The 22,642-nt window shown below is 73.1% G+C and carries 19 protein-coding genes; 9 read left to right on the forward strand and 10 right to left on the reverse strand.

All coding sequences use genetic code 11. The features are described from left to right. Window positions 1-199: 199 nt before the first annotated feature. Complete coding sequence (locus tag ACQPY0_RS21050) at window positions 200-1,645, forward strand: bis-aminopropyl spermidine synthase family protein (protein WP_432991385.1); 1,446 nt, start codon at window positions 200-202, stop codon at window positions 1,643-1,645. Beyond that, the gene (locus tag ACQPY0_RS21055) at window positions 1,642-2,844 is read left to right on the forward strand and encodes an MFS transporter (protein WP_432991387.1); all 1,203 of its coding nucleotides are present in this window, start codon (window positions 1,642-1,644) and stop codon (window positions 2,842-2,844) included. Before ACQPY0_RS21050 ends, ACQPY0_RS21055 begins: the two co-directional genes overlap by 4 nt. Here the strand turns inward: ACQPY0_RS21055 and ACQPY0_RS21060 are convergent. Continuing rightward, a complete protein-coding gene (locus tag ACQPY0_RS21060; RefSeq protein WP_432991389.1) occupies window positions 2,795-3,364 on the reverse strand; it encodes a TetR/AcrR family transcriptional regulator in 570 nt (189 codons plus the stop codon). The two genes, ACQPY0_RS21055 and ACQPY0_RS21060, sit on opposite strands and share 50 nt — an antisense overlap. 87 nt (window positions 3,365-3,451) lie before the next feature. On the opposite strand from ACQPY0_RS21060, the gene ACQPY0_RS21065 reads away from it, so the two are divergent. Next, a complete protein-coding gene (locus tag ACQPY0_RS21065) occupies window positions 3,452-5,623 on the forward strand; it encodes a glycoside hydrolase family 3 C-terminal domain-containing protein (protein WP_432991391.1) in 2,172 nt (723 codons plus the stop codon). Here ACQPY0_RS21065 and ACQPY0_RS21070 read toward each other — a convergent pair. Continuing rightward, window positions 5,607-6,035 carry a protein-tyrosine phosphatase family protein gene (locus tag ACQPY0_RS21070; RefSeq protein ID WP_432991393.1) on the reverse strand — a complete coding sequence of 143 codons (429 nt, stop codon included), beginning with the start codon at window positions 6,033-6,035 and terminating at the stop codon, window positions 5,607-5,609. The genes ACQPY0_RS21065 and ACQPY0_RS21070 overlap by 17 nt on opposite strands. Beyond that, window positions 6,032-8,614 carry a protein kinase domain-containing protein gene (locus ACQPY0_RS21075; protein ID WP_432991395.1) on the reverse strand — a complete coding sequence of 861 codons (2,583 nt, stop codon included), beginning with the start codon at window positions 8,612-8,614 and terminating at the stop codon, window positions 6,032-6,034. Before ACQPY0_RS21075 ends, ACQPY0_RS21070 begins: the two co-directional genes overlap by 4 nt. A 194-nt stretch (window positions 8,615-8,808) precedes the next feature. Between ACQPY0_RS21075 and ACQPY0_RS21080 the strand changes: the two genes are divergently transcribed. Both ACQPY0_RS21080 and ACQPY0_RS21085 read left to right on the forward strand, forming a co-directional pair. Then, a complete protein-coding gene (locus tag ACQPY0_RS21080; RefSeq protein ID WP_432991397.1) occupies window positions 8,809-9,378 on the forward strand; it encodes a hypothetical protein in 570 nt (189 codons plus the stop codon). 27 nt (window positions 9,379-9,405) lie between these two features. Next, on the forward strand, window positions 9,406-9,735 hold the full coding sequence (locus tag ACQPY0_RS21085) for a PadR family transcriptional regulator (protein WP_432991399.1): 330 nt from the start codon (window positions 9,406-9,408) through the stop codon (window positions 9,733-9,735). Window positions 9,736-10,019: 284 nt separating this feature from the next. Here the strand turns inward: ACQPY0_RS21085 and ACQPY0_RS21090 are convergent, their stop codons facing one another. The 6 genes from ACQPY0_RS21090 to ACQPY0_RS21115 form a co-directional block, all read right to left on the reverse strand. Then, the gene (locus ACQPY0_RS21090; protein ID WP_432991401.1) at window positions 10,020-10,265 is read right to left on the reverse strand and encodes a hypothetical protein; all 246 of its coding nucleotides are present in this window, start codon (window positions 10,263-10,265) and stop codon (window positions 10,020-10,022) included. 1,584 nt (window positions 10,266-11,849) lie between these two features. After that, on the reverse strand, window positions 11,850-12,821 hold the full coding sequence (gene egtD, locus ACQPY0_RS21095; protein WP_432995317.1) for an L-histidine N(alpha)-methyltransferase: 972 nt from the start codon (window positions 12,819-12,821) through the stop codon (window positions 11,850-11,852). Window positions 12,822-12,823: 2 nt separating this feature from the next. After that, window positions 12,824-13,591, reverse strand: coding sequence for an ergothioneine biosynthesis protein EgtC (gene egtC / locus ACQPY0_RS21100; protein WP_432991403.1), 768 nt, complete (start codon window positions 13,589-13,591; stop codon window positions 12,824-12,826). Further along, window positions 13,591-14,850 carry an ergothioneine biosynthesis protein EgtB gene (gene egtB, locus ACQPY0_RS21105; protein ID WP_432991405.1) on the reverse strand — a complete coding sequence of 420 codons (1,260 nt, stop codon included), beginning with the start codon at window positions 14,848-14,850 and terminating at the stop codon, window positions 13,591-13,593. The genes egtC and egtB overlap by 1 nt, the downstream gene beginning before the upstream one ends. Continuing rightward, window positions 14,843-16,045: an ergothioneine biosynthesis glutamate--cysteine ligase EgtA gene (gene egtA, locus ACQPY0_RS21110; RefSeq protein ID WP_432991407.1), complete on the reverse strand. Its 1,203-nt coding sequence runs from the start codon at window positions 16,043-16,045 to the stop codon at window positions 14,843-14,845. The genes egtB and egtA overlap by 8 nt, the downstream gene beginning before the upstream one ends. A 121-nt stretch (window positions 16,046-16,166) precedes the next feature. Continuing rightward, window positions 16,167-16,604, reverse strand: coding sequence for a DUF3307 domain-containing protein (locus tag ACQPY0_RS21115; protein WP_432991409.1), 438 nt, complete (start codon window positions 16,602-16,604; stop codon window positions 16,167-16,169). Window positions 16,605-16,808: 204 nt separating this feature from the next. Here ACQPY0_RS21115 and ACQPY0_RS21120 point away from each other — a divergent pair, with 204 nt between their 5' ends. From ACQPY0_RS21120 to ACQPY0_RS21130, 3 genes are all read left to right on the forward strand, one after another. Then, on the forward strand, window positions 16,809-17,756 hold the full coding sequence (locus ACQPY0_RS21120) for a sulfotransferase (RefSeq protein ID WP_432991411.1): 948 nt from the start codon (window positions 16,809-16,811) through the stop codon (window positions 17,754-17,756). A 22-nt stretch (window positions 17,757-17,778) separates the two neighbouring features. Then, window positions 17,779-18,903 (forward strand): LCP family protein, encoded by a 1,125-nt coding sequence (locus ACQPY0_RS21125; RefSeq protein WP_432991413.1) that lies wholly within the window; start codon window positions 17,779-17,781, stop codon window positions 18,901-18,903. Between the two features lie 469 nt (window positions 18,904-19,372). Next, on the forward strand, window positions 19,373-21,112 hold the full coding sequence (locus ACQPY0_RS21130) for a hypothetical protein (RefSeq protein WP_432972099.1): 1,740 nt from the start codon (window positions 19,373-19,375) through the stop codon (window positions 21,110-21,112). A gap of 43 nt (window positions 21,113-21,155) precedes the next feature. On the opposite strand, the gene ACQPY0_RS21135 is transcribed toward ACQPY0_RS21130, so the two are convergent. After that, window positions 21,156-21,866, reverse strand: a complete 711-nt coding sequence (locus tag ACQPY0_RS21135) for a GNAT family N-acetyltransferase (RefSeq protein WP_432991415.1) — start codon at window positions 21,864-21,866, stop codon at window positions 21,156-21,158. A gap of 68 nt (window positions 21,867-21,934) precedes the next feature. Here ACQPY0_RS21135 and ACQPY0_RS21140 point away from each other — a divergent pair, with 68 nt between their 5' ends. Then, window positions 21,935-22,489: a TetR/AcrR family transcriptional regulator gene (locus ACQPY0_RS21140; protein ID WP_432991417.1), complete on the forward strand. Its 555-nt coding sequence runs from the start codon at window positions 21,935-21,937 to the stop codon at window positions 22,487-22,489. Window positions 22,490-22,642 lie beyond the last annotated feature (153 nt).

Below are 22,642 nucleotides of genomic sequence, written 5' to 3' on the forward strand. Positions count from 1 at the left end.
CGCGTCTTCATCGACTAGCAGCGATGTCAGGACGATCACACATTTCGGAAGACTTGGACAAGGGTCGATGCCCTTGCTGGACCCTCGCCCCCACCCTGTACTTTGAGCAGGGAAACACGCCGGAAATCTTGCGCTCCGTAGATCGAAAGGGCCGATTGCGCTACTCCTTGTTAAAATGCGGCGGTGCTAAAGTGCCCCGGTGGAGCCCGAGCCGATCGACGCGGTCGCCGCCCTCGTCTCGGCATCCGGGATCGTGGGGCGCCGCCTGCGGGAGGCGATCGCCCGGCTCGCCGTCGGCCCGGCCACCCTCGAGGACCTCGTGCGCGACCTCGCCGCCCCGCGCCGCACGATCGAGGCGCTCCTGCGCGCGATGGGCCCGGACCTGCGCACGGACGCCGATGGGGTCGTCCTCGATCCCTCGCGGCGGCAGCAGTACCACGACCGCTTCGCCCTCGCCACGCTCGACGAGGAGCCGCGGGTCGACGGGATGGCCGAGCTGATCGCCGCCGCCCCCGCCCCCGACCAGGCCCTCGACCACGTCTCGGCCACCGCCGGCACGGCGGCGCGCCGCGCGCGGTGGCTCGCCCGGACCTACGACCTGGCCGGTGCCCGCCTGATCTGCATCGGCGACCACGACCTCACCTCGCTCGCCGTCCGGCGGGCCTGCCCCGACGTCGAGATCACCGTCGTCGACGTCGACGAGCGGCTGCTTTCCTACATCGACGGGCAGGGCGCGGGGATCGCGTGCTACTTCGGCGACCTGCGCTTCGGCCTGCCGCCGGCGGTCGCCGGCAGCGGCGACATCGTCTTCACCGACCCGCCGTACACCCCCGAGGGCGTGCAGCTCTTCCTCGGCCGCGGCGCGCAGGCGCTACGGGACCGCACGAACGGGCGGCTCGTCATGGCGTACGGGTTCAGCCCCCTGACCCCGGCCCTCGGCCTGAAGGTGCAGCGGGCCGTGCTCGACCTCGACCTCGTGATCGAGGCGATGCTGCCGGCGTTCAACCGCTACCACGGCGCCCAGGCCGTCGGCAGCGCCAGCGACCTCTACGTCTGCCGCCCGACCCCGCACACCTGGCAGATCCTCGACCGCCGCCTCGACCGGCTGGCGGGTTCGGCCAACATCTACACCCACGGCGAGCACTCGTTGGAGGGCACCACAGCGCGCGGCCCCGCCCGCATCCTCGGCGGCGGCCCGGTGCAGGCCGACGAGCTGAGCGTCGACCTGTCCGCCGACCCCGGCCCGTGGCTGGCCCGGGTCCTGCTCGCCCTCAACGTCCCGGCGGTCTCGCTGCTGGTCGCGAACAACCACCCCGACCTGCGCGACGAGGCCGCCCAGGCGGCGCTGCGCGAGCTCGTCGGGGCCAAGTACGACCTGCGCCTGCGCCGCAGCACGCCCGGCCCGAGGCAGGCAACCGTCGAGGCCACGCTCCGGCCCGCCGAGGGTGTCGCGGGGTGGCTGCTCACCCACGCCCACGGCAAGGTCGGCAACGTGCTGCGCGACGCGCTGATCCGGGCCGACCCCGGCCTCACGAAGGGCGCCGCGCAGGCCCGGGCCGCCGCGCTGGTCGGCCGGCCCGAGCACCTCGACGCGCGCCTGGTCGACCTACCCCGCCACGCGATCGTGTCGCTGCTGCACTCGTGAGCGCGCTCTGGCGCCGCCGCGACTTCGCAGTCTTCCTCGGCGTGCAGACGTTGTCCGCGTTCGGCGACGCGTGCACGTTCGCGGCCGTACCGCTGCTCATGCGCACCGGTTCCCTCTCCATCACCGACCTGGGCTGGATCCGCGCGCTGTCGGCCGTGGCCACCCTGCTCGCCGGGATCGTCGCCGGCGTGATCGCCGACCGCTTCGACCGGCGTACGGTGCTGCGGATCTGCGACCTGGCCCGGTTCGTGCTGCTCGGCGCGGTCCCGCTCGCCTGGCTGGCCGGGCCGCAACCCTGGCTGCTGTACGTCGTGCTGCCCGCCGCCGCGATCTTCTCGATGGTCTTCCAGGTGACCTACGTCGCCGTGGTACCCGCGCTGGTCCCCGCCGATCGCATCGCCGAGGCCAACGGGCTGCTCTACGGCGCGTACTCGGTCGCGTACCTGGCCGGGCCGGCCGTGGCGGGCCTGATCGCCCAGGGCGCCGGGCCGGTCGCCGCGATCGGGGTCGACGCGGTGTCGTTCGCGCTGTCGGCGGCCGGGCTGTTCCTGGTCCGGCTGGGCGGGCCGGTGAGCGAGGGGGCCGAGCGCGGCCTCGGCGCGGGCATCCGGTTCATCCGCCGCCACCCGGTGATGCTGCCGCTGACCGCGCTCCTGGCGGTGCTGATCTTCTTCACGTCGAGCCTGAACGACGTGATCGTGTACCACCTCATGTCCGGGCTCGGGCAGCCGGACGCGGTCATCGGCCTGGTGCTGACCGCCGGGGTGCTCGGCTCCACGTTCGCCTCGGCCGCCGTCGCCCCGCTGCGCCGTCGAGCCGGGTTCGGCGCGACCTGGATCGGCGCGTTCTCGCTCGCCGGGCTGGTCGTGGCGGGGATCGGGCTGGCCACGAACGTGCCGCTGATCGCCGTGCTCGCCTGCGCCGTGACCCTGTGCACCGGGATCGCCGGGATCTCCTCGGTGTCGCTGCGCCAGGAGGTGACCCCGGGGCACCTGCTCGGCCGGGTGACGGCGGCGTTCTGGACACTGCAACTGGTGCTCGCGCCGGCCGGCGACGCGGCGCTGACGTTCGCCGCGAAGCATTTCGGGGTACCGCTGACGCTCTCCGTCGCCGGGGCAGCGGTCACCGTGACCGCGCTCGCGGCCCTGCTCACCCCGATAGGCCGGCGAACAGCGTCGCCTCCGCCTCCCGCCACATAGCGACCAGGTCCGTCCCGGCGGGATCGCGCAGCCACTGCAGCTGCAGTCCGTCCATGGCGGCCATGATCTGCCGGGCGAGCGCCTCCGGACGGTCGCACACCGGCTTGGCCAGCGTCGCGAGCGAGTCCAGGACGGTGCGCTGGCGCGCGGCGAAGTAGTCGTGCGCGGGGTGGTCCGGAGCGAGGGACTCCGCGGCCAGCACCGCGAACAGGCGCACGATCTCGGGCTGGGTGGCGTTACGGCGCACCAGCGCGGCGCACAGCGTCCGCAGGTCCGCGGGCCTCGGCTCGCCCAGCGCCCGGGAGTCCTCGGCGTCGCGGTGCGCGAGCACGGCGACGAGCAGCCCGTCCTTGGAGCCGACGTGGTGCAGCAGCCCGGGCACGGTCAGCCCGCACTCGTCGGCGACGTCCTGCATCGACAGCCCCCAGAAGCCGCGCTCGGCGACCAGGGCCGTCGCCGCCGCGATGATCTGCTCCCGCCGCTGCGACGCCGGCAGCCGCGAGCGTTCCCGCCGTGCCAACCCGTGTCACCTCCCTTGTCGGCCGAGCATCGCCGGTCTATGTTACGCCTTAGTTAATACCTATTAGGTACTCAGTAAGGGGACGGGATGGAGATCGAGGAGCAGGCCGCGCTCACCAGCGGCCCCGATTTCTGGCACACCCGCGCGGTCGCGGACGTGCCCGCGATCATGGTCACCGACGGCCCGCACGGCGTGCGCAAGCAGGTCGCCGGCGAGGGCCACGGCCTGCTCGACAGCGAGCCGTCCACCTGCTTCCCGCCGGCCGTCGCGCTCGCCTCGACCTGGGACCCGGCACTGGCCCGGCGGGTCGGCGAGGCCCTCGCGCAGGAGTGTCTGGCGATGGACGTCGCCGTGCTGCTCGGGCCGGGCGTCAACCTCAAGCGCGCGCCGCTGGGCGGGCGCAACTTCGAGTACTTCGCCGAGGACCCGATCCTCACCGGCGTCATGGCCACCGAGTGGGTCGCCGGCCTGCAGAGCCGCGGCGTGGGCGCGTCGCTGAAGCACTTCGCGATCAACAGCCAGGAGACCGACCGCATGCGGGTCAGCGCCGACGTGGACGAGCGGACCCTGCGGGAGATGTACCTGCGCGCCTTCCAGCGCGTGATCCAGCGGGCCCGGCCGTGGACCGTGATGTGCTCCTACAACCGGATCAACGGGGTGTACGCGAGCCAGCACCACTGGCTGCTGACCGAGGTCCTGCGCGGGGAGTGGGGCTTCGAGGGCGTCCTCGTCTCCGACTGGGGCGCGGTCGTCGACCGGGTCGAGGCGGTCCGCGCCGGCCTGGACCTGAGCATGCCCGGCCCCGACGACGCCGGCGACCGCGCGCTGGCCGCCGCGGTCCGCGCCGGCTCCCTGCCCGCCGCCGCGCTCGAAACCGCCGCGGGCCGGGTCGAGGCGCTGGCCCGGCGCGCCGCCGCGGCCGCCCGGCCGGGCGCCACCTACGACGCCGGGGCGCACCACGCGCTCGCCCGACAGGTCGCCGCCCGGGCCGTCGTGCTGCTCAAGAACGACGGCGGGCTGCTGCCCCTGGCGCCGGACGAGCCGTCGATCGCGGTGCTCGGGGAGCAGGCGCGCACCCCGCGGTACCAGGGCGGCGGCTCCTCGCTCGTCAACCCGACGCGGCTGGACGGCGCGCTCGACGCGATCAAGGCGCTGGCCGCGGGGGAGGTACGCTTCGCGGGCGGGTACGACGACGTCGAGGCGGCCGCGGCCCTGGCCCGCGAGTCGTCGGTGGCGATCGTGTTCGCCGGCACCGAGGAGGAGACCGAGGGCTCGGACCGCACCGCCCTGGAGTTGCCGGCCGCGCACCTGGCGCTGATCGAGGCGGTCGCGGCGGCCAACCCGCGCACGGTCGTCGTGCTCTCCAACGGCGCCGTGGTGCGCACGACCCCGTGGGACGCGGCCGTGCCCGCGCTGGTGGAGGGCTGGCTGCTCGGCCAGGCCGGCGGCGGCGCTCTGGCTGACGTACTCTTCGGGGTGGTCAACCCGTCCGGCCGGCTCACCGAGACGATCCCGCTGCGCCTGGCCGACCACCCGGCGTATCTGGACTTCCCGGGCGAGCAGGGGCACGTGCGCTACGGCGAGGGCGTGCACGTCGGCTACCGTGGCTTCGACGCGCGCGAGCAGGACGTCGCCTACCCGTTCGGCTTCGGCCTGTCCTACACCACCTTCTCCTACTCCGGCCTGTCGGTGTCCACTGTGGACGGCGGCCTGCTGGTGCGGGTCACGGTCGCGAACACCGGCGGGCGCGACGGCCGCGAGATCGTGCAGGTGTACACCTCCCTGCCCGTCTCACGCGTGCGGCGCGCTCCCCGGGAGCTGAAGGCCTTCGCGGCAGTACCGCTGGCCGTCGGCGAGTCCGCCGAGGTCGAACTGCTCGTCGAGGCCGCCGACCTGGCCTACTGGGACGTCGAGCTGGGGCGGTGGGTGGTCGAGGCGGGACAGTACACCGTCGCGGTCGGCTCGTCCTCGCGCGACCTGCGCGCGAGCGCGACGGTCGCGGTGGCCGGCGACGACGAGCGGCGGCCCCTGACCGCCGAGTCGACGATCGCCGAGTGGTTCGCCGACCCGCGGGGCGCCGCGGCCCTGACCGAGGCGTTCGCGGCGATGGCCTCGGCCGGCGGCGGGATGGCGGCGGGCGTCGCCGACCCGGCGATGTTCAGCCTGATGGCGAGCACGCCGCTGAACCGGTTCGCCGCCTTCGCCGGCGACGCGTTCGGCCCCGCCACCATGGCGGCCCTGCTCAAGGCCGCGAATTGAAGGTACGTACGTAACGCTTCTGCCAGGGGGTCTCCACGGCGTGGGGGTGGTAGTGCCGGCGGACGTAGGCCACGGCCTCGTCCGCCGGTACGCCGTCGAGGATCGCGATGCACGCCAGGGCCGTGCCGGTCCGTCCGCGCCCGCCGCCGCAGGCCACCTCGACCCGTTCGCCCCCGGCCCTGCGCAGAGCCGTGCTGAACGCGGCCCGGGCGGCGTCACGGTCGGACGGTAGCCGGAAGTCCGGCCACCGGACCCAGACCTTGTCCCAGGCGAACTCCGGCGGCTGCTTGCCGAGCAGGTAGAGGCCGAACTGCGGGCTGCCGTCCGGCTCGCCGTCGCGCAGCCCGCGGCCGCGGATCAGCCGCCCCGACGGCAGCCGGAGCACCCCGGCCTCACCGCCGGCCCACGTCATGCCTTGGGCCGGAAGCTCGCGAACATCAGGTCGAGGTCGGCCTTGGCCGCGGCCCAGTCCGAGTCCGCGGCGGCGAACCAGATGCCGTACGCCTGCGTGCTCGACGTCACCACGCCGCGGTTGTTCACGTGCTGCAGCCCGCCGGACCCGTACGTGAACTCCCAGTCCGCCGCGACGATGAAATAGTTGACCTTGTCGATACGGACCCGCTCGTAGTTCTTGTAGTAGGAGCCGCCGCGCTCCTTCTCCTGCTGCGTCCAGTCCGCGACCGGGTCCATCTTCGGCGTGTTCGACTGGTCGATGCCGAGCGTGCGCCCGTTGCCGCGGAAGTACACCATCGTGCCGTCCTGGCTCTGCTTCCACGTCTCCGGCACGTACACCTTGAACCCGGTCGGGTCGGTGTAGTCCTTCCACCCCGGCGGCAGCTGCGGCAGTGTCCCCGAGGCGGTGCCGGCGTTGGCCGCCTGCGTCGACGGGCTGGCCGGCGGGTTGCCGGCGGGCGCCGAGCTGCCGCCCCCGGTCCCCGGCGCCGTGGAGGTCGCCGCGGCGCCGGGCGCGGGCGCCCCACCGGCGGCGGTGGTCTGCGGGGCCCCGTTGCCGCCCTGCGCGGCGGGGTCGTCGTCGCCGCCGTCGGACCGCGCGGTGAGCCAGACGAGCAGCGCGACGACGAGCGCCGCCGCGATCCCGCCGGCGAGCAGCCCGAGCCGCCGCTTGTTCCCCCGGCCCCCGGTCGGCGGCGCGGCCACGACGGGCGCCGACCCGGCCATCCGAGCCGCCGCCGGCTGGACGGACGTCTCCCGCCGCGGCGCGCCCGTTACCGCGGGCGCGGGCGCGACGCTCGGCGCGAACGCCGGCGGCTCGATCTTCGTCGCGGGCTCCGCCTCGGCCTCGACCGTGCTCTCCGCCACAGGCTCGGGTTCGGGCCCCGCCTCGGCCCCGGGCCCGGCCGTGGCGCCGGCGACCGGCTCGGCCTTCGGCTCCGGCTCGGCCTTCGGCTCCGGCTCGGCCTTCGGCTCCGGCTCGGCCTTCGGCTCCGGCTCGGCCTTCGGCTCCGGCTCGGCCTTCAGCCCCGGCTCGGCCTTCGCGGTCGGCTCCGGCTCGGCCTCGGTCTCTGCGGCTTGCTCCGGCTTGGTTTCCCGTTCCGGCTCGGTTTCCGTGCTCGGCTCCGGCTCGGCCTTGGTTTCCGCGACCGGTTCCGGCTCGGCCTCGGTCTCCGCGGTCGGCTCCGGGTCGGTCTCGGCGGCGGGCTCCGGTTCGATGAGCGTCTCGGCGGCCGTCCCGGGCTCCGGCTCGAGCTCGTCCTCCGTCGCTGAACCGAAGATCGGCGCCTGGGGGAGAGGCTGCGACATCGCCGCCGGGATCGGGGCGGACGTTTCGGAAATATCCGGTTTTTCGGCAATTGGCCAGGACGGGGGAGGGACGGCGGCCTTGCCCCGAACGACCGGCGCCGCTGCTCCGGCGAAGCCCGCCGCGGCGGCCGCTGCTCCGGCGGCCCCGCCTGCCGCGCCGGGGCGGGCGCCGGGCGAGCCGCGGCCCGCAGGCGGGGCGGTGGGGCGGGCGCCGGACGAGCCGCGGCCTGCGGGCGGGGCGGTGGGGCGGGCGGGCGAGCCGGTGCCCGCGGGCGGGGCGGTGGGGGAGACCGGCGTCGGGGGGACCGGCTCGGGGCGGGTGAGCGGGGCGCGCTGGGCCGGCACCGACGGGGTGGCGGTGTCGCCGGTGCGCCAGCCGCTGAGCCAGGAGCGCTTCTTCTTCGGCACCTCGCGGTTGAGTAGCGCCTTGCGCAGCAGCTCGTCGGTCTGGGCGAAGTTGGCCCGGGCCTTGGGGTCCTTGCGCAGCAGCGCCCGCAGGGCCGGGGCCAGGGCGCCGGCGCGCTGGGGCGGGTCGGCCTCCTCCGAGGCGAGCGCGGTCAGGGTCTCCATCGCCGAGCCGCGGCCGAACGGGGAGCGGCCCTCGACTGCCGCGTAGAGGGTGGCGCCCAGCGACCACAGATCGCTCGCGGGGCCGGCGATGCCCTCGCGGGCCCGCTCCGGGGCGATGAACTCCGGCGAGCCGAGGACGAGGCCGGTGCGGGTCACGTGGCCCTCGCCCTCGACGCGGGCGATGCCGAAGTCGGTCAGCACCACGCGGCCGTCCTCGGCGAGCAGAACGTTGCCGGGCTTGATGTCGCGGTGGTCGACACCGGCGCGGTGGGCCGCGCGCAGGGCGTCGAGGACCGCGAGGCCGATCTCGGCGACCCGGCGCGGGGGCAGCGGGCCGTCCTCGCGGATCACCTGGTCCAGCGACCGCGACCGCACGTACTCCATGACGAGCCACGGTTGCCCCTCGGCCGCCAGCACGTCGTAGACCCGCACCACGTTGGGGTGGCTCAGCCGCGCTGCCGCACGTGCCTCGCGCAGCGTGCGCTCCATCGCCACGTCCCGGGCGCTGTCGAGCAGCTCCGGCGGGAGCACAATCTGTTTGACGGCGACGTCGCGATGCAGTGTCTCGTCGCGGGCGCGCCACACCCGCCCCATGCCACCGACGCCCAGGGACTCGAGAAGACGATAACGGTCGGCGACGACGGGGGGCGCGGCGGTCATGCACCATTGTGTACCCGAAGGATCTATCCACCACGCACTGCCCTCGCCGGTGTGTGGCGCCGGACAGATTTCCGACCGTGGCGGCGCCCCTGTCATCCGGGTGGTGACCGGCGCCTGGCCGATCTTATGACAATGCGCGCATGATCGCTCGCCTACCGTGGTTGCCGATTGGTTGCGATTCGGGTGGAGGATTCGTGGGCGGCGCACTTCTGCACATCGACGGCGGTCGCGGGGAGATCATGCTGCTCGCGTACCTGGTCGCCGGCCTCGCCACGTTCGGGGCGGCCTTCCTGCCCGGCAACACCCCGCTGTACCGTGTGGTCTGCCTCGTCCTCGGCGCGGCGATGTCGGTCTGGGCGGGGAAGGTGTACCTGTTCGGCGGCACCTTCTATGTCAACGCGCTGGTGCTGCTCGCCCCGCTGGCCCTGCTGGTCCGCGGCGCGATCGGCGCCGTGGGCGGTCTGGCGGCCCGGTCAGCGACCCGCGCCTACCTGCCGCCCCCGCGCCCGCACCCGGCCGCGCGACAGTTCGGCGGCCCGCAGTCCTACCAGCCGCACCCGCCGACGGCGTACGTCACCGTCCACGACGAGTACCCGGTGCAGCGCGCCCACCCGTTCCACCTCGAGCCCGCCGCCGACCCGGCCGGCCTCGGGCTCGCGCCGGAGTACGTGCCCCAGCACGCGGCACGGCCCCGGCACGCGGCAGCGGAGCCCGGTGTGACGCCGGATCCGAATCCCGGAAGGGCTCGGCACAGGGTCTACTGACCCGCGGCGGGACGTATAAAGATCGGCATGACCTCGATGCGGGAGCCGACCTTCCTGATCCTCACCGCGCTCGCGGTGCGGGCCCTGCACGGGTACGCCGTGATCCGTGAGGTCGAGCGCCTCTCCGACGGCCGGGTGGTGATCCCGGCGGGGACACTCTACGCGGCCCTGGACCGCCTCACCGGCGAGGGCCTGGTCGAGCCGGAGCGCTCCGAGGTCGTCGAGGGACGGCACCGGCGGTACTACCGGCTGACCGACGGCGGCGCCGCGGCGCTGGCCGCCGACGCGGACCGCCAGCGGCGCAATGCCGCGGCGGCCGCGAAGCGACTCCGCCTGCGAGCGGCAGGCCCCCGCTGATCCCCGCCGCGGGTGGCTCTCAGCGGGTCGGACCGGCCCAACGGTTGCGCATTGTGTTCATCCTCTCCCTGTCTCGTCATGCGGGCAGCGGCAGTCGGTTTCCGCTGATCCGTAACTTTGCCGCCCGGCCCTGACACGGCGCTGAAACCGATCCCGACCCCGACGTCAGCCGGCACTGCGGTGCTCCGCGCCAAAATACGAAACATCCGAGCAGAGCGACCGCCAGTAGGTTCAGGATCCCGCTGCCGCCCCCGGGGTGCTGACTGGCCGCCGGTTTCCCCTGCTCAGCGGTTTTTGTCGTACCCCTGTTCTAGCTTGTCTGTATGGCTGAGGTGCTGACGGGGATCGCTGATTCGCAGTGGCGTAGTCGGTTGGATGCGATGTTGGCGGAGCGCAACCGTCGTGTGGCTCGTCGTCGTGCGGTTCGTGCCGAGTTCGCTGAGGCTCGTCGTCGTGGTTTGGAGGCGCGTCATGCCGAGCGTCTGGCTCGTCTGGACGCAGAGGCTCGCACTGCTGAGATCAGCGCTCATTGGGCTGAACAGGACGCCCGAGCCGCCCGCCGCCGTTCTTCGGCGAGCCAGTCCAGCCCGGACCGTCCGTCGATGCAGCCCAGCCCGGACCGTCCGTCGATGCAGCCCAACGCGGGCCGTCTCCCGCCTCAGCCCAACCCGGGCCGTCCGCCAGCCCAGTCCGGTTCTCGCGGTCTGGCCGTGCAGTCCGGTTCTCGCCGTCCGGCTGCCCGGCCCGACCCGCGCTCCGATCCGTCGACGCCCGCCCTGCCCGGACCGTCTCGCCCGCACGACCTTGCCACCCCGCCGGCGCAGCCCCCGCCGCAGCCGACATCTCTTCCGCAGCCGCCCAGGCCACCATCGCCGCCGATGTCCCGTGCGCCTTCTCCAGAGCCTTCTCCAGAGCGTTCGCCAAGGCCTTTGCCGTCGCCGGGTTCCCAGCTCGCACCGACGTCGCCCCGCCCCCGACCGGTCCAGTCACCGCGTTCCCGGCCGGTCCAGTCGGCGTGCTGTCGATCTGTAGCGTCACCATCACCGCACCGACCGAGTCACTGCGGCAGCGACGCTGCGTTACCGCCACCGCCGCAATGGCCGAGCCGTTCCAGCGACGCTCCGTCACCGCCGCAATGCCCGAGCCGTTCCAGCGACGCCCCGCCGCCGCCCACCTCCCCGGTATCTGGCACCGGTCGGCTCGCCACTGCACCGGTGCATTCGTCGCCACCGCCCACCTCTCCGGTATCCGGGACCGGTCGGCTCGCCACTGCACCGGTGCATCCGTCGCCACCGCCCACCTCTCCGGCACCCGGGACCAGTCGGCTCGCCACCGCACCGGTGCATCCCTCGCCACGGGCCGCCTCCCCGGTATCTGGCACCGGTCGGCTCGCCACCGCGCCGGCGCATCCCTCGCCGCCGAGTCCCGCTGTGGCCTGGCCGCCACGAACCTCACTCAGGCCGCGTCCACTCCGTCATCCGGGGACTCGATCTCATCGGCCGTCGCCCTGGGCCATCAGACGGCCTGGAAAGGGTCGCTGGACGTGCGGCTCGATCACAGCATCAGGGCCGGCCCCGGGTTGGTCGGTTCCCGGGTTCGCCGACTCGGATGGCGGAGGTCGCGCAGGAGCGGGAGCGCGGTCGCCGCCGACATGACCGTGGTGTCGTCACCGGGCGGAGTTGAGGCTCCGCTGTTGCCCGGGTTGCCGAACCCGCCATCCGGGACCGCCGACCGATGTGAGCCCAGACCGTGCTGGTCGGCGTGAACTGGCGCGGCGTGGGCGGACCGGCGGGCGGGCAGGCGCATGCAAGGGGCTGATTGCCGAACTCCGAGTCGCGACGCGAAGTGCCCGAATTCATCGCGCTTGAAGTACTCGGCGACCCTCAGCAATTGGTTCAGTGCGGGCGTCGGGTGGGCGGTCGGGTGTCCATCGGTTGTGTGGGTTCCGGCGTGGTGGAGCAGTTGACGCGGGGTCCCATGGTCGATGGATGCGTGCCAATTTCCGTTCATGGCAGGTACCGACTGCGTGGGTTCGCCCTGTCGTTGCGCGGAGCGGCCGACATATCGGATCGCCCAAGGTCCGGCGGCCGGGGCCGCCGGGCCTTGGGCGCGCGTCAGATCGCGGTCGCCAGGGTCAGGGCGAAGCGGCCGGGCTGGTCCGTCCACCAGTCGCGGACCGCGAAGCCGGCCGCGGCCAGTTCTGCCGTCAGGCCGTCCCGGCGGAACTTGGCCGATACCTCGGTGCGTAGTTCCTCGCCCGCGGCGAAGGCGACGGTCAGGTTCAGCCCCTTCAGGTGTACCCGCATCGGCGCCTGTGCCCGCAGCCGCATCTCGATCCACTCCCGGGTCGGGTCCCACAGGGCCACGTGCTCGAACGCGTCCGGGTTGAAGTCGCCGTCCAGCTCGCGGTTGAGGACGTGCAGGACGTTGCGGTTGAACTCGGCTGTCACGCCCGCGCCGTCGTCGTAGGCCGGGACCAGCACCGCGGGGTCCTTCACCAGGTCGGCGCCGAGCAGGAGGAACTCGCCGGGTGAGAGCCGCCCGCGCAGCCCGGACAGGAACGGGGCGCGCTCGGCCGGCGTGAAGTTGCCGATCGTGCCGCCCAGGAACGCTACCAGCCGGGTGCCGGTCTCGGGCAGGACCTCCAGGTGTCGCACGAAGTCGGCGACGATGCCGTGCAGGTGCAGGTCGGGGTATTCCCGGCGCAGCTCGCCCAGCGCGGCTCGCAGCGCCGCCGCCGAGACGTCCAGCGGGACGAACGAGCCGAGTGTGCCCTGCTCGCGCAGCGCGTCGAGCAGCAGGCGGGTCTTCTCCGACGAGCCGGAGCCGAGCTCGATCAGCGTCTTGGCGCCGGTGATGCGGGCGATCGCGCCGGCGCGGGTGGAGAGGATCTCGCGCTCGGCCCGGGTCGGATAATACTCCGGCAGGCGCGTGATCTCCTCGAACAGCTCGCTGCCGCGGGCGTCGTAGAAGTACTTCGGCGGCAGCCACTTCGGGCTCGCCGTGAGGCCGGTGCGGGCGTCGGCGCGCAGGCCGTCGGCGAGGTCGTCGGCGGTGAGGTACACGTCAAGGTCGATGTCCGGCAGAGTCACGAGAGGGCACCTTCCAACGCTGTGACGGTCGCGGCGGTCGGGGCCGCGACGAGCAGTGAGTGGTCGGGGACAGGGATCCAGCCGGGGTCGGGGTCGAGCGGCTCCGAGGCGACGAGCACGCTCGCGTCCGCTGTGGACGGAATGCGGGCGAGGTAGGACAGCGAGTGGCCGTACGTCGTGGCCGCGATCGTCTCGCCGTCGGTGAGCAGGAGGTTCAGGCGGGAGCCGGGGGCCGCCGCCGCGACGTCGGCGACGACCGCGGCCAGGGCCGTGCCGGGCTTCTCGCCGGCTCGCAGGCGGGCGCGGACCAGCGCCCAGAGCAGGGCGCTGTCGGTGGGGGCGTCGAGGGTGAGCAGGTCGCGGACGGGCAGCGTGGCGGCGAGGCCGGTCACGCTGTCCGGCCAGCCGGCGACCACCCCGTTGTGGCTGAAGAGCCAGCGGCCCTCGGCGAAGGGCGCCGCGGCCGTCTCGGTGACGGGCAGGCCGACCGTCGCCGAGCGGACCGCGGCCAGGATCGCGCCGGAGCGGGTCGCCGCCGCGAGCCGCGGGAGGGCCGCGTCTGTCCAGAGTGGACAGCTGCGGCGGTACTGTATCGGCTGTTCCTGCCCCTGGAACCAGGCGATGCCGAAGCCGTCGGCGTTGATGGTGCCGCCGCCGCGCATGTCCCGGGGCGCCCACGACTGCCGTGACAGCGAGTGCGGCGGCGTGAACAGCAGGTCCGCCAGCGGGATCGGCGGCCCCAGATACGCCACGTGCCGGCACACTAGGCGAGCTCCGAGGGGCGTGCGTCGCGCGCGGTGCGAAATCCGCTGAAGATCTGGCGGCGGATCGGGTAGTCCCAGTTGCGGAACGTGCCCCGGCACGCGGCCGCGTCGGTGCCGAACGAGCCGCCGCGCAGCACCTTGTACTCGGGGCCGAAGAACACCTCGGAGTACTCCCGGTACGGGAACGCGGTGAAGCCCGGGTAGCCGGTGAAGTCGCTGTCCACCCACTCCCAGACGTCGCCGATGAGCTGGTGCACGCCCAGCGGCGAGGCGCCCGCCGGGTAGGCGCCGACCGGTGCCGGGGCGAGGTGGCGCTGGCCGAGGTTCGCGTGCTGCGGGCCGGGGTCCTCGTCGCCCCACGGGTATCGCCGCGAACGCCCGGTCGCCGGGTCCCACCGCGCCGCCTTCTCCCACTCGGCCTCGGTCGGCAGCCGCCGCCCTGCCCACGCCGCGTAGGCCCGGGCCTGGTGGAACGACACGTGCACGACCGGCGCGTCCGGCACGATCGGGGCGGTGCGGCCGAACTCGGTGGCGAGCCAGCCGCCCGGGTCGCTGCTCCAGTGCAGCGGCGGCGTGGCCTGAAACTCAGCTCCTGCGTGGTCCAGGAACGCGGCGTATTGCGCGTTGGTCACCGGCGCCGCGTCGATGAAGAACGCCGGCACGTCGACGGTGTGCGCGGGGCGCTCGTTGTCCAGCGCCCACGCCTCGGTCGAGGTGCCCATCGTGAACGGCCCGCCCGGCACCAGCACCTCGCCGCGGACGTCCACGGTGGACGGCGGCGGCGGGGGCGCGGACAGCACCGGCTCCCCGGCGCGCAGCTGGTGCGTGGCCAGCATGGTCTCGTCGTGCTGCTGCTCGTGCTGCACGATCATGCCGAAGGCGAAGGCGTCCGCGGTGAGGCGCCGCCCCTCCAGCCGTACTCGGGTGAGCACGTCGAGCGCCTTGTCGCGCACGGTCGCCACGTATGCGCGCGCCTCGGCCGGCCCCAGCAGCGGCAGCGCCGGCCGGTCCTTGCGGGCGTGCTTGAAGGCGTCGTAGAGGTGGTCGATGTCGGCGCGGACGGGGTCCCGCCCGCCGACGTCGCGCACCAGCCACAGCTCCTCCTGGTTGCCGATGTGCGCGAGGTCCCACACCAGCGGCGACATGAGCGGCGAGTGCTGCCGGACAAGGTCGCCGTCGTCGACGGCCTCGGTCAGCGTGGCGGAGCGCAGCCGTGTGCGCTCCAGCTCCCGGGCCACGCGGTCGCGCAGGTCAGTCATTGCGGGTACTCCCTTCGACGACGTCGTCGAGCAGGCGCGGCGGCAGGTCCAGCCGGGCCAGGGCAAGCTCGCGCACGGCCCGGGCGGTGGCCGCCAGGACCGGGTCGGCCATGCCGTCGCGGGCCGCCTCCACCCAGCGCCCGGCGGCCGGTGCGCACATCCGCAGGACCCGCGCGACGGTGGCACGGTCGGACAGCAGCGCGGACAGCAGCGCCGCCGGCGCGAACCAGGCGCGCCCGGGCTGGGTGTCAAGGTAACGGATCTCGAGGTACCCGCGCGGGCGGACCGGCGGGAAGAGGGTGCTCAGGTGGTAGTCGAGGTCGGCATACGTCGGCCTCGTCGGCAGCGCGCCGCGGATCCAGTCGGCGAACGTCACGCCGGCCGGGGTGTCCCAGTGCCCGTCGGGCCGGCGCACGCACAGCAGCGCCGCGTCGAGCGCGTAGGCGGCCCAGGTGGCCGCGGGGTCGGGGCCGGCGCGGACCGGCCGGGTGCGGGACGGATCGATACCCCGCCAGGCCTGCTGGCGGGCCGAGGCCCAGCCGGTCTCGCGCCCGGCGAAGCGGCCCGAGTTGGCGAACAGCGCCATCAGCGGTGGGCCGAGAGCGTGCACGGCGGCCCAGCGGTCCGGTAACTCGTCCGCGGGGCCCGCGTCGAGGCAGACCTGCAGGCCCGCCGTCGAGCACATCATGATCTTTCCGGACGCGCCGCGGCGGTCGAAGGCCGCCTCCATGGCGTCATACCGGGGAGTGGAGAGGAGCCGCTGTGGCGGCCGGTGCGGGTCGGTGCCGGTCTCGCCGAGGACCAGGCCCGCCTGCGCCAGCAGGGCGGAGAGCTGCTCGATGTCGCCGCTCACGGCCGCGTGGAGCTCGGCCAGGGATGCGTGCGGCCGACTGGAGATCTCCACCTGGCCGCCGGGTTCGAGGGTGACGCCGCCGCCGTGGCGCAGCGGCCGCGCCGGGCTGTCGGCCCGCAGGGTCACCGGTGCGTGGTCTCCGAGGGCCTGACAGAGCCGGGGACGATCCAGCGGTGCGGCCGGATCGTGGTGTTGATGAACGGTGAACTCAAGTTCGACACCGACCGCCGCGGGTGGTCCGGTCTTGAAGCAGATCGATGCAATGTAGCCCTCGGCCTGCTCGATCTCGGCAATGACCGCGTTATGGTCGGCGGCCGTGCGGATGCCCTGCAAGGTCGCCATGGGAGCCGACGCTACTCCGGGATCGGCGGATCGGCGAACGCTGGCGTTGAACAAATGGTTACCGTACGACCACGCACGGCGGGTCTCGCGGTTTCACGTAGCGCACCCACCGCGACGATTTTCAGAGGGCGGCGATCAGCAGGGCCGTTCCCAGCAGGGCGAGATGATGCAGGGCCTGGTCGGCCACGTACATGCCGCAGATCGGGGTCTGGGCCTCGGCGAACTGCGGGGAGCGCGTCGCCCGCAGGACCGCCCGCACCGGCCAGCGGCGGTCCAGCACCGCATGGGTGACCGCGGAGAACAGCAGGCCGGCCGTCACACCCCAGGGTGACATGGGCAGGCGCAGCGCCAGGGCCGTGACCAGCAGGACCGCGCCCAGGGTCAGGTGGTACGTCAGCAGGTGACCGGCCAGCGCTCGCCAGGCGGGCGCGCCCGGGCCGGCCTTCGTCGCGGCCTGATGGTCGGTCTGGGCGATGTGGTCGCCCAGGGAGTGGCCCACGAACAGGGCCGCCAGCGCGACGGCGAAAACCAGGGACCGGGTCAGTGTGTCGTGCGACATGATGGACTGGCTCCTCACTGAGCGACGCCGAGCGATCGTCCCGCCACGCCGGGGAACCGATCATCCGCCGGGGTGATAGTCCGGTTCTATGTAGAAGGTGGCAGAACACATGTGTCGTCGGTCGCGGCTCGTGTGGCGCAGGTCGCGGGGCCGCCCGCCGGGAGCTGCGCAAATGCGTAACTAATCGGACATGTCGCCCGTTGTGTGAAGGTGTGCAGCGAGCCGAGTGAGACGACCCGCGTGCTCTATCTGGCCGGATGGGGACGCAGCGGCAGCACGCTCGCCGAGAGCCTGCTCGATCAGGTGCCCGGGCTGGTCGGCGTGGGGGAGATCAAGTTTCTGTGGGAGCGGGGGCTGCTGCAGAACCGGCGGTGCTCGTGCGGAACTCCGCTGCGCTCCTGCGCCTTCTGGGTCGACGTGCTGGGTGAGACGTTCGGCGGCGTGCCCGACGACGCCACCGTGCGGGCCCTCGACGCCGCCTCGCGACGCTTCCGCACGCGGCACCTGCCCGGGCTGCTCCTGCGGCCGACCAGCCCGCCCGACGCGGACCGGATGCTGTGGTACTACGAGACCCTCGAGCGCCTCTACCACGCCGTCGCGCGGGTCAGCGGCGCGCGCGTGGTCGTCGACTCCTCGAAGTTCCCGTCGTACCTCACCGCGCTGCTGCAGTCGCCCGACCTGGACGTGCGCGTGGCGCACATCGTGCGGGACCCGCGCGCGGTCGCGTACAGCTGGCAGCGCCATCGCCACGATCCCGACGCCCCGGGCGGCGCGCGAATGCCCCGCATGCACCCGGGCTTCACCGCGCTGTACTGGTCGGCCTGGAACCTCGCCACCGAGCGGATCGCCCGCCGCTCGGGCCTTTCCTACCTGCGCTTCCGCTACGAGGACCTCGTCACCGACCCCGGGGCCACCCTGCGCGCCATCGCCGAGCTCAGCGGCGTCCCCGCGGCCGCCCTCCCCATCGGTTCGCCGGGCGAGGTCTTCGTGCCGCGCACCCACCAGGTCTCCGGCAACCCCATGCGGCTGAGCTCGGGCCCGGTGGCCCTGCGCCTGGACGACGAGTGGACCACGGGGATGGCGGCGCGGCACCGGTACCTCACCGGCGCGGTCACCGTCCCGCTGCGCCATCGGTACGGGTACAAGGCCTAAACCGCACCGCGAACCCGCCGATATGACGGGTGTGAAGGCGTGGCTCGTCGCGGCCGCCGTCGTGCTCTTGCTCGCGCTCGGCGGCCTGCTGACGTGGCAGCACTACGTCGGCATCGTCGATGAGGCCGACCTGCTCGGCGACACCGGCCGCGACCGGGCCGGCGTGCCGCGCCAGATCGACATCGAGTCCGCGCCGCGCCTGTCGGCGGGGCCGGGCGCGCCCAGCGCCGACGTACGGCGGCGGCTGGACGCGCAGCCGGGGCGCAACCTGCTGCTCGCCGGGCTCGACGCGCGCCCCGAGGAGGACCGCGCCACCGCCCGCGCCGACACGGTGATCGTGGTGCACGTGACGGAGGCGGGCGACCGGGCCTACCTGGTCTCGCTGCCCCGCGACACCCGCGTCGCCATCCCCGGCCACGGCACCGACAAGCTCAACGCGGCCTTCGCGTTCGGCGGCTTCGAGCTGCTCGCCAGGACCGTGCAGCAGATCACCGGCCTGGTCTTCGACGCGGGCGCGATCATCGACTTCACGGGCCTGCGCAAGGTCGTCGACGCGGTCGGCGGCGTCGAGCTGTGCGTCGACGAGGAGACCACGTCGGTGCACGTCGGGTGGGACGCGAAGGGCCGCGAGACGCCGCCGTACCGCCTGATCCCACCCTCGTTCCGCCCGGAGCGGATCGCCGGGGTGCGGGCCCAGGTGTACCACGTCGGCTGCCGCCACTTCGCCGGCTGGGAGGCCCTCGACTACGTCCGCCAGCGCGAGCTGATTCCGGACGGCGACTACGGCCGGCAGCGCCACCAGCAGCAACTGCTGCGCGCGGTCGCCGAGAAGGTCACCTCGGCCGGCGTGCTGGCCAACCCGATCGCCCTGAACCGGGCCATCACCGCCGTCGGCGACTCGCTCACCTTCGACGGCAACGGCGCCTCGGTCACCGACTGGATCCTCCGCCTGCGCACGATCGGCCCCGGCGACCTGACGCTGCTGCGCACGAACGGCGGGCAGTTCAACACCGAGCAGCGCGACGGCCGCGACTACGAGAACCTCGACGCCACCACGGCGGAGCTCTTCGCCGCGGCGCGCGACGACCGGCTGGGGGAGTTCGCGGCGCGCCACCCGAGCTGGGTCATTCCACGATCGTCCAACTGATCACGAGCGGCCGCACCGACGCGCACACCGGCCCGCCGGAACCGCGACCCCGTCCCCGCCCGGCCGGTCCCGATGCTGCGTCCGCGCAGGCCCGCTAACGCCGATTTTCGCGGCTGGGCTTTTCCGGGGCTGGGGAGAGTCGAGGACGTGGTCCGGGGATGGTGTCGGGTCGTTACGGCGTTGCCAGGTAAGGAAGCCGTAGGCCCGAGGTCGTTCACACACGTATCATCGAGTGAGGGGTACTCGCTGACTGATCGACCTGGTTCCTAGTGGTGTTTCGGCGGCGACGATCCCGATACGGGCGAACCGGCGGCGGTACCCCTGAGGCAAACCCTTGTAGTTTGAGGACTTGTAGGGCCTGGAAGCATCGAAACGGCCGACGTGCCCAGCCTTGACTCTGGACCGGCCGCGAGCGGTGTGGTTGACTACCGGCATTGACCAGTCAGCGAATAAACCTCAGCCCATCGCGATGCCCGGACGACCCGCCCGTGCCGGTGGGGAGTTCTTCACCGATCCTGCGCCCGGTCCGCAGCGCCGGTACGAGGCGTTGCGCGCCTACCTGCTCGACGGCGAGCCCGCACACAGCGTCGCGGCCCGGTTCGGGTACACCGTCGCCGGACTGCACTCGGCGGTGGCCGACTTCCGCGCCGGGGCACGGGACTTCTTCGCCCCGGCGCGGCCCGGCCCCAAACGCGCTCCGGGCAAGGACGCCGCCCGGGAACGGATCATCGCGTTGCGCGCGGAGGGCTACTCCATCGACGAGATCGGCCCGGTACTGGCCCGCGAGGGCATCGGGTTGAACCGGACCGGGATCAGCGAGGTGATCACCGAAGCCGGACTGCCACGGATCTGGCGGCGCCCGGACGCCCAGCGCGGCGGACCCCGCCGCGACGACCTGCCCCGCGCCCGTGCTCTGCAACCTGACGACTACCACGCCCTGGCCACCGGCACACCGACCCGCCTGGCCGGACTGCTCCTGACCATCCCGGACCTGCTGGCCCTGGACCTGCCCGACATCGTGGGCCGCGCCGCCTACCCCGGCACCCGTGACATCCCAGCCCTGAGCTACGTGCTGAGCCTGCTGGCGCTGAAGCTGACCGCCACCCGACGCGTCTCACACGTGCACGACATCGCCGCAGACCCGGCCACGGCCGTGTTCACCGGCCTGACCGCGCTGCCAAAGACCACCGCCCTGACCAGTTACTCCTACCGGCTCGCCCACGCCAAGCAGGCCGCGTTCCTGACCGCACTCGACAGATCCATCATCCACAATGGACTAGCAGTCGGCGAGGTCGTCAACCTCGACTTCCACGCCGTCATGCACTGGGGTCAAGACCCGGCGTTGGAGAAACACTACGTACCCTCCCGCTCCCAACGCACCCGCAGCGTGCTGACCTTCTTCGCCGAAGACGCCCACAGCCACGCCCTGCTCTACGCCAACGCCGACCTGTCCAAAACCACCCAAGCCGGCGAAGTCATGGCGTTCGTCGAGCACTGGCACGCCACCACCGGCCACGACCCCGATCTACTCGTCATGGACTCCAAAGTCACCACCCAGGACCAACTCTGGGCCCTGACCCAACGCGGGATCGGGTTCATCACGCTCCGCGCCCGCACCGCCAAACTCACCGCCGCGCTGCATGCCCTACCTGCCAAGGCATGGACACCGATGACCGTCGACCGTGCCGGCGGCAAGACCCGCACCGTCCGCGTCATCGACAACCCCACCACACGCCTGAGCAAATACCCAGACACGCTGCGGCAGTTGGCCGTCGCCGGACTCGGCCACGACGAACCCACCCTGCTCATCACCAACCGCGAACACCTACCCGCCAAACAGATGATCGAGACCTACGCCCGCCGAATGAACATCGAGCAACGCCTCGCCGAGGCCATCCGCTCCTTCAGCCTGGACGCCCTAGCCGGCGCCGTCACCCTCAACATCGACCTCGACGTCGTCCTGTCCGTCCTCGCCCACGCCGTCTGCGCGGCACTGCGCCGCCGCCTGCCCGGCTACGCCACCGCAACCCCCGACACCCTGCAACGACGCTTCCTGTCCACCGGCGGACACATCCTCACCCGCAACAACCAGATCATCGTGCGCCTCGACCGCCGCGCCTACTCACCCGTCCTCCGCCAAGCCGACCTCCCACAACACGTCACGGTTCCCTGGCTCAACGGCCGCACCCTGCGCTACGAGTACACCTGACCAACCCGCAAGTGAGGGCCAATTCGCTGCGTGAAAATCGGCGCTAATCCGCCACGCGCGGCGTCCACCAGTTCGCATCGGCGACAGTGGCAAAGGCCAGCGACTCGTACAGCGGCCGCCCCGCCCGCGACGCGGTGAGCACCATCGGGCGATCGTCGAAGCGCCGCAGCAGCGCGTGCATCAGCGACCGCCCGACCCCGCGGGAGCGGAACTCGGGCATGCTCGTCACCCAGTACACGCCGACCACCTCGTCCTGCGGCACCGCCAGGCAGGCCCCGGCCGGTGCCCCGTCCAGGTGCGCGAGGTAGACCTCGGTGTCCTCGAGCAGCGCGTCGGGGAAGACGACCCCCGGCTCGTACGGCTGGAAGTGCACCAGATCGAACCCCTCGACGACGAGCCGCTCGGCGGTCCGCAGGTCCTCGCCGGCGGCGACCCGCCGCACGGGCACGCGGGGCTCGCCGACCGGCGCCCCCGGGTATCGAATCATCACGGGCAGCTGTCGCGACGTGAACCCCTCGGCGCCGAGGTCGACGCCGCCGAAGGCGTCCTCGACCGCGACTCGCCCCGGCCGGACCGCCAGTTCCCGCACGGCCGCCGGGTCCGCCTCCCCGACGGTGACCACCCGCCGCCCCATCCGCGCGTCGCCGGTGACCGCCGCCCACCCGTCGCCGCGCGCCACCGCGTATCCGCGGGCCTGCGCCACCCGGGCCCAGAAGACAGCCGTGTTCCTCGCCGCGAGCTCCACCGCATCCATGCGCGAAGCCTAGGCCGGGAACCAGGTGGTAAAATGGAGGACTACCTCCGATAAAAGGTGACGGTTTGATGCAGACGCAGTCCGGTGTGCGGCCGCCGCAGCGGGCGGACGCGCGGCGCAACTTCGACGCGCTCCTCGCCGCCGCGCGAGAGGCGTTCGCCGAGCACGGGACCACCGCGTCGCTGGAGGAGATCGCGCGGTGCGCCGGGGTCGGGATCGGGACGCTGTATCGCAACTTCCCCACCCGCCAGGATCTCTTCAACGCCGTCTACCTCGGCGAGATCGACGCCCTGTGCCGCGCCGCCGACGACGTCGCCGGGCTCGACCCCTGGGACGCGCTCGCGACCTGGCTGCGGCGCTTCGTCGGTTACGTCGCCACCAAGCGCGCCATCTACGAGGAGATCAACCGCGACTCGGAGATGATGCGCGGCGCCCGCGAGGCGATGTATGCCGCCTTCGAGCCGCTGCTCGCCCGCGCCCAGGAGGCCGGCGTCGCCCGCCGTGACGTGAGCGCCGACGACCTGCTGCGGCTCGTGTCCGGCCTGACCGCCGGCGGATACGTCGACGAGGCCCAGCGCGAGCGCGTGCTCGCGGTCGCCCTGGACGGCGTCAGAACGTCCTGATGCTCCGCAGGCATCGGCTGCGCCCGTCCTGATGCTTGGAACCGGTCGCATCTGCCGCCCGTTCGGGGGACAGTGGGCGGGTAGCCTGGTCCGACGCGCGCTTTCGAACCGTGATCACGGGGTAGTGGTCGGCGGTCCGGGGCAGATCAGCTC

The organism is Dactylosporangium sp. CA-233914, assembly GCF_050942935.1.
GTDB lineage: Bacteria > Actinomycetota > Actinomycetes > Mycobacteriales > Micromonosporaceae > Dactylosporangium.

Excerpts from the sequence above, each read along its gene's own strand:
- egtB (WP_432991405.1), bottom strand. The coding sequence starts at position 14,850 with ATGACTGACCTGCGCGACCGCGTGGCCCGGGAGCTGGAGCGCACACGG.
- ACQPY0_RS21090 (WP_432991401.1), bottom strand. The coding sequence starts at position 10,265 with ATGAGCGCTGATCTCAGCAGTGCGAGCCTCTGCGTCCAGACGAGCCAG.
- ACQPY0_RS21075 (WP_432991395.1), bottom strand. The coding sequence starts at position 8,614 with ATGACCGCCGCGCCCCCCGTCGTCGCCGACCGTTATCGTCTTCTCGAG.
- ACQPY0_RS21135 (WP_432991415.1), bottom strand. The coding sequence starts at position 21,866 with ATGGATGCGGTGGAGCTCGCGGCGAGGAACACGGCTGTCTTCTGGGCC.
- ACQPY0_RS21070 (WP_432991393.1), bottom strand. The coding sequence starts at position 6,035 with ATGACGTGGGCCGGCGGTGAGGCCGGGGTGCTCCGGCTGCCGTCGGGG.
- ACQPY0_RS21130 (WP_432972099.1), top strand. The coding sequence starts at position 19,373 with ATGCCCGGACGACCCGCCCGTGCCGGTGGGGAGTTCTTCACCGATCCT.
- ACQPY0_RS21125 (WP_432991413.1), top strand. The coding sequence starts at position 17,779 with ATGACGGGTGTGAAGGCGTGGCTCGTCGCGGCCGCCGTCGTGCTCTTG.
- ACQPY0_RS21065 (WP_432991391.1), top strand. The coding sequence starts at position 3,452 with ATGGAGATCGAGGAGCAGGCCGCGCTCACCAGCGGCCCCGATTTCTGG.
- egtA (WP_432991407.1), bottom strand. The coding sequence starts at position 16,045 with ATGGCGACCTTGCAGGGCATCCGCACGGCCGCCGACCATAACGCGGTC.
- ACQPY0_RS21140 (WP_432991417.1), top strand. The coding sequence starts at position 21,935 with ATGCAGACGCAGTCCGGTGTGCGGCCGCCGCAGCGGGCGGACGCGCGG.
- ACQPY0_RS21115 (WP_432991409.1), bottom strand. The coding sequence starts at position 16,604 with ATGTCGCACGACACACTGACCCGGTCCCTGGTTTTCGCCGTCGCGCTG.
- ACQPY0_RS21085 (WP_432991399.1), top strand. The coding sequence starts at position 9,406 with ATGACCTCGATGCGGGAGCCGACCTTCCTGATCCTCACCGCGCTCGCG.